We start from the raw sequence: 7,379 nt of genomic DNA on the forward strand, positions 1-7,379 counted from the left end.
CCAGCCGCGCCACCTCGCCCGGGTCGCCCGCGCGCCAGGCGTCCCGGGCCCGGCCGGCCGCGAGGTGGGCCGGCCCCGCGCCCGGGACAAGGCTCTCCAGCCGCCGCGCCCAGGCGACGTCGTCGCGGCGGCGTCCGCTCTCGCGGTCGGGCGAGGCATGGACGACGACGCCGACGTTCGCCGACTGGACGAGGCGAGCCCCGCGCTCGCGCTCCGCGGTGAGGAGCCACCAGGTGTCCTCGCTCTGGCGCAGGCCGGTGTCCATCGGCAGGTCGGCGAGGCTCCGCCGGAACACGAGGGTCGGCGTCATGACGCGGCGGCAGCGGCTCAGCCACACGTCGCGCCCGAAGAAGTACTCGGCGAGGGTGCGGTCGCCGACCAGCTCGACCGGTTCGAGGCGGCTGCGCTGCGGCCCGTACACCACGAGCCCGCGACAACTGTAGAGGTCGGCGTCGGGCGCGGCCGTCAGCTCGGCGACCGCACGGGCCAGGTGCCCGGGCAGCCACACGTCGTCGTCGTCGAGGAACGCGACGAGGTCGCCCCCAGCGGCCCGCATGCCCAGGTTGCGCGCGTGGGCCGCCCCGGTGCGGCCCTCCGTCTCCATCACGCGGACGCCGTCGGCCACGAGGCCCGCCGCGAGCGGCGCTCCGCTGTCGTTCACCACGATGACCTCGGTCGGGGTGTCCTGCCGCCGCGCGCTCGCGATCGCGTCGCGCAGGCTGGCGCGCCCCAGGGTCGGGATCACGACGGAGACCAGCGGTTCACTCATCGCCCCGCCCCTCCACCGCGGCGGCCCACACGGCGGCCACGCGGCTCGCCATCCGCGCCGAGGTGAACCCGGCATTCCACGTCGCGAAAGCACCGTCCGACAGCCGGGCGCGGAGGGCGTCCTCGGTGAGGAGCTCGCCGAGCGCCTGCGTGAGCGCCCCGACGTCCCCGGACGCGATGAGGCGCCCGTTCGTGTCGTCGACGACCTCCGCGATCGAGCCCACGTCGGTGCAGACCGCCGGCAAACCCGCCGACATGGCCTCCAGCAGGGCCATCGGGAGGCCCTCGGCCCGGCTGGGCAGGCAGAAGACGCTCGCCCGGCTGATCAGGGCGTCCTTGTTGTCGCCGGTCACGGGTCCCACGAGTTCGAGGGACGCCCTGGCCGGGGCCGGCATGGCCTCGATCGAGGCCAGGGCCTCGGCGTCCGGAGTCGGGCCGAGACACAGGCAGCGCCAGCCGGACGCCTCGCCGCGTCCCACCAGCGTCGTCCAGGCCTGCGCGAGCAGGTCCGCGCCCTTGCGCCGACTGAGCTCGCCGACGAACACGACGGCGCGGTCTCCCGCCTTGTCGGCGTCCGCGACGCGCGGCAGGGGGCGCACCCCGTTGTTGACGATCGACATGCGCTCGGGCGCGATCCCGAGATCCCGAACCAGCACGTCGCGCCACGCATCGCCGAGGACCACGATGCCGGCCGCGCCGGTGAAGAACCCGCGGACGGCCGCCCGCGTCCGGTCGTTCAGCCCGGCCAAGAAATCGACGTAGCCGGCGCCGTGCAGGTGCACGACGTAGGGGACCGACCGCCGCGCGGCGACGCCCGCCAGCATCGCCTTGCGCAGCGTGCTGCCGCGGCTGGCCACGTGGAGGTGGAGCAGGTCGTACCGCCGCGTGGCGACGGCCGCGAGCGCCGCCGGAAACCTCAGATACCCGCGGGGGCCGATGCCTCCCCCGCTGTCGAGCAGGGAGAGTTCGACGGCGTCGTCGGCGCGAAACTCGGACGCCAGCGTCGCGGCCACCGTGGACATCCCCCCGACCACCGCCGGCGCGGGGCCCACCATGAGGACCCGCAGGGGCGACAGGTGGCCGACGTCACCCTCACGCCGGCGAGATCCGCCACCAGTCACCGATTCTCCGATCCCACGAAGACGGCTGGTAACGCGTCACACCGCCGCCTGGGTACGGCGAATACTCGCCAAACCATACTTGCCCCCCGACGCTGTATAGGTCCACGCGCATAAAATCCCAGTTGGCCGCTAGCTCAGCTGCCAGGGCGACCATAGCCGACCATGAGGTCGGCAACTCCTCGGCGTCGGCCCGGGGCGCAGGCGTCCGGGCGCTCCGCAACGGCAGGACGCCTCCCTCCGGGTCGTAGAACACGACGCTGGCGTCCGCGCTGAATCGTCCTCGGTTCACCTGCACGAGACGCGGCACCCCGTCGAAGACGAAGAACTTGTAATCGTCGGGCGACCGGCCGTCCTCGGACGGGATCAGCTCCTCCATCAAGAGCAGCGGGCGGGCGACCTGGTACCCCCATTCCCCCAACTGGCGGCCGGGTTTGCTGACCAGCCAGTCGCGGCACCGCTCGAGCTCCGAGGCGTCCGCCTCATCGCTGTGCAGCACCTCGCCGCTGCTGTGATTCGGCTTCATGATCCACGGCTCGCCGGCGTCGACGGGCGCCCGGTCCGGGTCGGTGCCGGCCCAGATCGTCCGCGGAATCCGAAGCCGGCCCTCGTCGGGGACGAGCCGCCGGGCTGTCTCCTTCATGCGGAGCTTGTCGCAGGCGTCCGCGATCGTTCGGCGCCGATCGTGCAGGATGCGCCAGTTGATCTTCTCGTTGAAGGTCCGCGGCGACGAGAAGTCGCCCCATCGGCCGGTGCCGACCCAATGCAGGTAGTGCCGCTGCAGCGCCCCCGGCAGCACGGACGCGACGGCCCAATGTGCCGGACGCACGATCTTCCGGACACGGCGCATGGCTGTACTCATGGCGTGGTCAGACTCCCCCTCTGAGGTCACGAGGTCACGCGGCGAACGCGTGGGCGTCCACTGTCCCAGCAGCCGACCCGTCGTCGACAGGTGTCCGAAAGATGGCGCCCGGACGCCCGCCGCCGACGGCGTCCGACGGGAGCGAGGCGGGCCAACGAGCCCGCCGGACGCCCGCCCCGCGAGGCCTGCCCGAGTCCCACCCCATTAGCGCGGATACGCCGGACCACCGGCGCGCGATAGGTTAGAGGGGTTGAAGTACGCCCGATCACGAGCTGTTCCTGCGAGTCTCCCAGCAGTTCCCGCAGCCAGTCGTTGTCCAGAAGTCTGTGAGGTCTCCCCGATGACCACGACGAACGAGTTCCGTCCTCACCTGCCCTCCAGCGGACGCCGCACCCCGGTCTCCACCTACCGGCTGCAGTTGGGGCCAGACCTGTCGTTCAAGCAGGCCCAGGAGCAATTGCCCTACCTGGCCTCCCTCGGGGTGACCGACCTCTACCTGTCGCCGATCCTGCAGGCCGCGCCCGGCTCGACGCACGGGTACGACGTGGTCGACCACTCGAAGATCTCCGAGGTCATGGGCGGCCGCAAAGGTTTCGAGAAGCTCGCCACCGCGGCCCATGAGGCCGGCTTCGGGGTGGTGGTCGACGTCGTCCCGAACCACATGGCGGTGCCCACGCCGATCTATCACAACCGCGCGCTCTGGTCGGTGCTGAAGGACGGCCCGAACTCGCCGTTCTCCACGTGGTTCGACGGCTCCGACAACATGGGCGACGAGGGCATCCTCATGCCCGTGCTCGGCGCGCGGATCGGCACGGTGCTGGCCAACAACGAGATCACGCTCGAACGACGGGTCATCCCGGGGCTGGACGACCAGGGTGAGCAGCCGGTGCTCGTCTACTACGACCACGTCTTCCCCGTGCGCGGCGGCACCGAGAGCCTGCCCCTCCCGCTGTGCATCAAGGCGCAGTACTACCGCCTCGCCTACTGGAAGGTCGCCGACGAAGAGCTGAACTTCCGCCGCTTCTTCGACGTCGACACGCTCGTCGCGATCCGCGTCGAGGAGGAGGAGGTCTTCAACGCGACCCACGCCCTGCTGCTCGACCTCTACAAGAACGGCCACATCGACGCCTTCCGCATCGACCACCCCGACGGCCTCGCCGACCCGCGCGGCTACATGCGGCGCCTCTCCGCCGCCACCGGCGGCGCGTGGATCGCGGCCGAGAAGATCCTCGAGGGCGACGAGCCCATGCCCGACGACTGGCCCGTCGCCGGCACCACCGGCTACGACGCCGCCTGGCGCATCCACTCGCTGCACTGCGACCCGGCCGGCGCCGCCGACACGGCCACGCTCGCCCTGCAGATCACCGGCGACATCCCCGGCTCGCTGCCGAGCGTCATCGAGCAGTCGAAGCGCGAGATCACGACGACGAGCCTCTTCGCCGAGGTCTACCGCATCGCGAACCTCGTCAACGAGATCTGCAGCCAAGACATCATGCTGCGCGACCACACCTTCCGGTGGATCCGCACGTGCGTCGCCGAGCTCGTCGTCGCGTTCGAGCGGTATCGCGCGTACATCGTCCCTGGTGAGGACGCCGACGTCGAAGCGCTCGAAGTCATCGAGGACGCGGCCAAGCGCGCCCGCGCGCGGCTCGACCCCGAGTTGCACGACACCCTCGAGGTCGTCATCGACCTCGTGCTCGGGCGCGAGGTCGGCGTCGAGGGGCACAGCCAGCGCGACCGGCGCGACGAGTTGGTCGTCCGGTTCCAGCAGGTCTGCGGGGCGGTCCAGGCGAAGGGCGTCGAAGACACCGCGTACTACCGCTGGACGCAGATGGTCTCGCTCAACGAGGTCGGCGGCTCCCCGGCGGTCTGGGGCATCTCCCCCGACCACTTCCACACGTGGGCGTCCGCGACCGCCGAGCGCTGGCCGGTCACCATGACGTGCGGCACCACGCACGACACGAAGCGGTCGGAGGACGTCCGCAACCAGATCGGCGTCCTGAGCCAGTTCGGCGCCGAGTGGCGCGAGCTCGTCACCGAGCTGCACCCCCTCATGGACGGCGTGGAGGGCCACACCGAGAACCTCATGTGGCAGATCCTCGCGGGCACGTGGACCGACGACGGGCCCATCGAGGTGGACCGCCTCACCGCCTACGCGCTGAAGGCGTCGCGGGAGCAGAAGCTCTGGACGTCGTGGACCAACCAGGACGCCGACGGCGAGCAGCACCTCGTCGACACCCTGACGAACCTGTGCAGCGACCCCGTCGTGCTCGAGCGGTTCTCCGCGTGGCACACCCTCACGGCGGACGCCGTCCGCACGTCGGTGCTCTCCCGCAAGACCGTCCAGCTCACCTGCCTCGGCGTGGCCGACACCTACCAGGGCTGCGAGACGCTGCAGAACTACCTGGTCGACCCCGACAACCGGCGTCCGGTGGACTACAAGGAGCTCGCCAAGCAGTTGCGCGCCGTGAAGCGGCGCGCGCCCAAGAACCTCGCCGAGGAGAAGCTGTTCCTCACCAACAAGCTGCTGGAGCTGCGCCGGAGGCGTCCGGACGCGTTCGTCGGCCCGGAGGCCGCGTACAAGCCGCTGCCGACGTCGACCGGCTACGTGTTGGCGTACAGCCGCGGCACCAAGCCGGATGTCGTGGTGCTCGCGTCCCGGCTGCACCGCACCTTCACCGACCTGCCCGGCTTCACCGAGCACACGGTCGTGGTTCCCAAGGGGAACTGGACCGACGTCCTCACCGGCGCCACCACCAAGGGGGGCGAGATTCCCCTGTCGAAACGCCTGTCCCCGTACCCCGTCGCCGTTCTGGAGCGCACCGATGCCTGATTCCTCCGCCGTCCGCGTGGCCCTGTGGGCCCCCTTCGCGCAGAAAGCGGACGCCGTCGTCGCCGGCGAGCGGCGTCCGATGACGCGCGCGTCGAACCTGGACGCCGGCGCCCCGGCCCCCAACGGGGGCCACCCGGACGCCTCCGGCCTCCCCGACCCCGACGAGACCTGGGTGATCGACCTGCCCGCGGGCACCGACTACCTGCTGTCCATCGACGACGGCGAGCCGCGCCCCGACCCGCGCAGCCGCTGGCAGCCGGGCGGCGTCCACCAGGCCTCGCGCACGTTCGACGTCGCGGCCCACGCCTGGGCCGACGGCCAGTGGCCCGGGCTGGACGCCCTCGGCCGCGTCTTCTACGAGATGCACGTCGGCACGTTCACCGACGAGGGCACGCTGGACGCCGCGATCGAGCGGCTGCCGCACCTCGTCGAGCTGGGGGTCGAGGTCGTCGAGTTGATGCCGGTCGCGGCGTTCCCCGGCGAGCGCGGCTGGGGGTACGACGGGGTCGCGCTGTACGCCGTCCAGCAGAGCTACGGCGGTCCGGCCGCCCTGCAGCGGTTCGTGGACGCCGCCCACGGCCTCGGGCTCGGCGTCTGCCTCGACGTCGTCTACAACCACTTCGGGCCGGCCGGCAACTACGCGCCGGTGTTCGGGCCGTACTTCACCGAGCGCCACCACACGCCGTGGGGCGCGGGCATCAACCTGGACGACCGCGACAACGGGGGCGTCCGGCGGTTCATCGTCGACAACGCGCTGCAGTGGCTGCGGGACTTCCACATCGACGCGCTGCGGCTGGACGCCGTCCACGCCCTCGCCGACGACTCCGGCCGGCACATCCTGGCCGAGCTGTCGGACGAGGTGCACGCGTGGGCGAAGGCGTCCGGGCGGACGGCGACGCTGATCGCCGAATCCGACCTGAACAACCCCGCGATGATCACCCCGACCGTCAGCGGCGGGCTCGGGATGGACGGGCAGTGGGACGACGACGTCCACCACGCCCTGCACTCCTATCTCACGGGTGAGACGTTCGGCTACTACGTCGACTTCGGCGCCCCGGAGACGCTGAAGAAGGCGTTCGAGCACGTGTTCGTCCACGACGGCGGCTACTCGACCTTCCGCGAGCAGAACTGGGGCGCCCCCGTCGCGGACAACGTCGATCGCAGCCGGTTCGTCGTGTTCACGCAGAACCACGACCAGGTGGGCAACCGCGCGCTGGGCGACCGTCCCGACGTGCGCTTGGACGCCGGAACCGTCGCCGGCGGCGCCGCCCTGCTGCTGCTCGGGCCCTTCACCCCGCTGCTCTTCCAGGGGCAGGAGTGGGGCACCCGGACGCCGTTCCAGTACTTCACGCACCACGACGACGAGCTCGGCGAGCTGGTCAGGATCGGCCGCACCAAGGAGTTCGCCACCCACGGCTGGGAGCAGATCTACGGCCCCGGCATGCAGGTGCCGAACCCGCAGTCGGCCGAGACGTTCCTCGCCTCCAAGCTCGACTGGACCGAACTCGGCTCCCCCGCCCACCGCGCCATGCTCGACTGGCACCGGCGGCTGATCGCCCTCCGCGGCCAGCTGATCGGACCCCGGCAGCCCGTGGCCGCCGACTACGGCGACGGCTGGTTCCGGCTGGTGCACGGGCAGGTGACGGTCATCGTCGCCCCGACGGACGCCCCCGCCGAACTCCGGGACGCCCGCGGACGCGTGGCCGCGTCCTTCGGGGACGCGAACGTCGCCGATGGGCGCGTCCACCTGGGGCCCCACGCGGTGGTCGTGCTCACGGGCTAGCCCGGCGGTCGGGGC

At 71.6% G+C, this 7,379-nt stretch carries 5 protein-coding genes; 2 read left to right on the forward strand and 3 right to left on the reverse strand.

All coding sequences use genetic code 11. The features are described 5' to 3' along the window. The 3 genes from WMJ97_RS13555 to WMJ97_RS13565 form a co-directional block, all read right to left on the reverse strand. The coding region (locus tag WMJ97_RS13555) for a glycosyltransferase family A protein (RefSeq protein ID WP_347349534.1) at window positions 1–769 on the reverse strand (769 nt) is incomplete at its 3' end. Further along, window positions 762–1,790 carry a glycosyltransferase family 4 protein gene (locus WMJ97_RS13560; protein WP_347349535.1) on the reverse strand — a complete coding sequence of 343 codons (1,029 nt, stop codon included), beginning with the start codon at window positions 1,788–1,790 and terminating at the stop codon, window positions 762–764. The genes WMJ97_RS13555 and WMJ97_RS13560, both read right to left, overlap by 8 nt. Before the next feature lie 70 nt (window positions 1,791–1,860). Further along, on the reverse strand, window positions 1,861–2,748 hold the full coding sequence (locus WMJ97_RS13565; RefSeq protein ID WP_347349536.1) for an ATP-grasp fold amidoligase family protein: 888 nt from the start codon (window positions 2,746–2,748) through the stop codon (window positions 1,861–1,863). A 340-nt stretch (window positions 2,749–3,088) separates the two neighbouring features. Here WMJ97_RS13565 and treY point away from each other — a divergent pair, with 340 nt between their 5' ends. Then, entirely contained in the window at window positions 3,089–5,581 is a 2,493-nt protein-coding gene (treY, locus tag WMJ97_RS13570) for a malto-oligosyltrehalose synthase (RefSeq protein WP_347349537.1), read from the forward strand. After that, window positions 5,574–7,364, forward strand: a complete 1,791-nt coding sequence (treZ, locus tag WMJ97_RS13575; protein WP_347349538.1) for a malto-oligosyltrehalose trehalohydrolase — start codon at window positions 5,574–5,576, stop codon at window positions 7,362–7,364. The genes treY and treZ overlap by 8 nt, the downstream gene beginning before the upstream one ends. Window positions 7,365–7,379 lie beyond the last annotated feature (15 nt).

The organism is Nigerium sp. (assembly GCF_039811905.1).
Lineage (GTDB): Bacteria > Actinomycetota > Actinomycetes > Propionibacteriales > Propionibacteriaceae > Propioniciclava.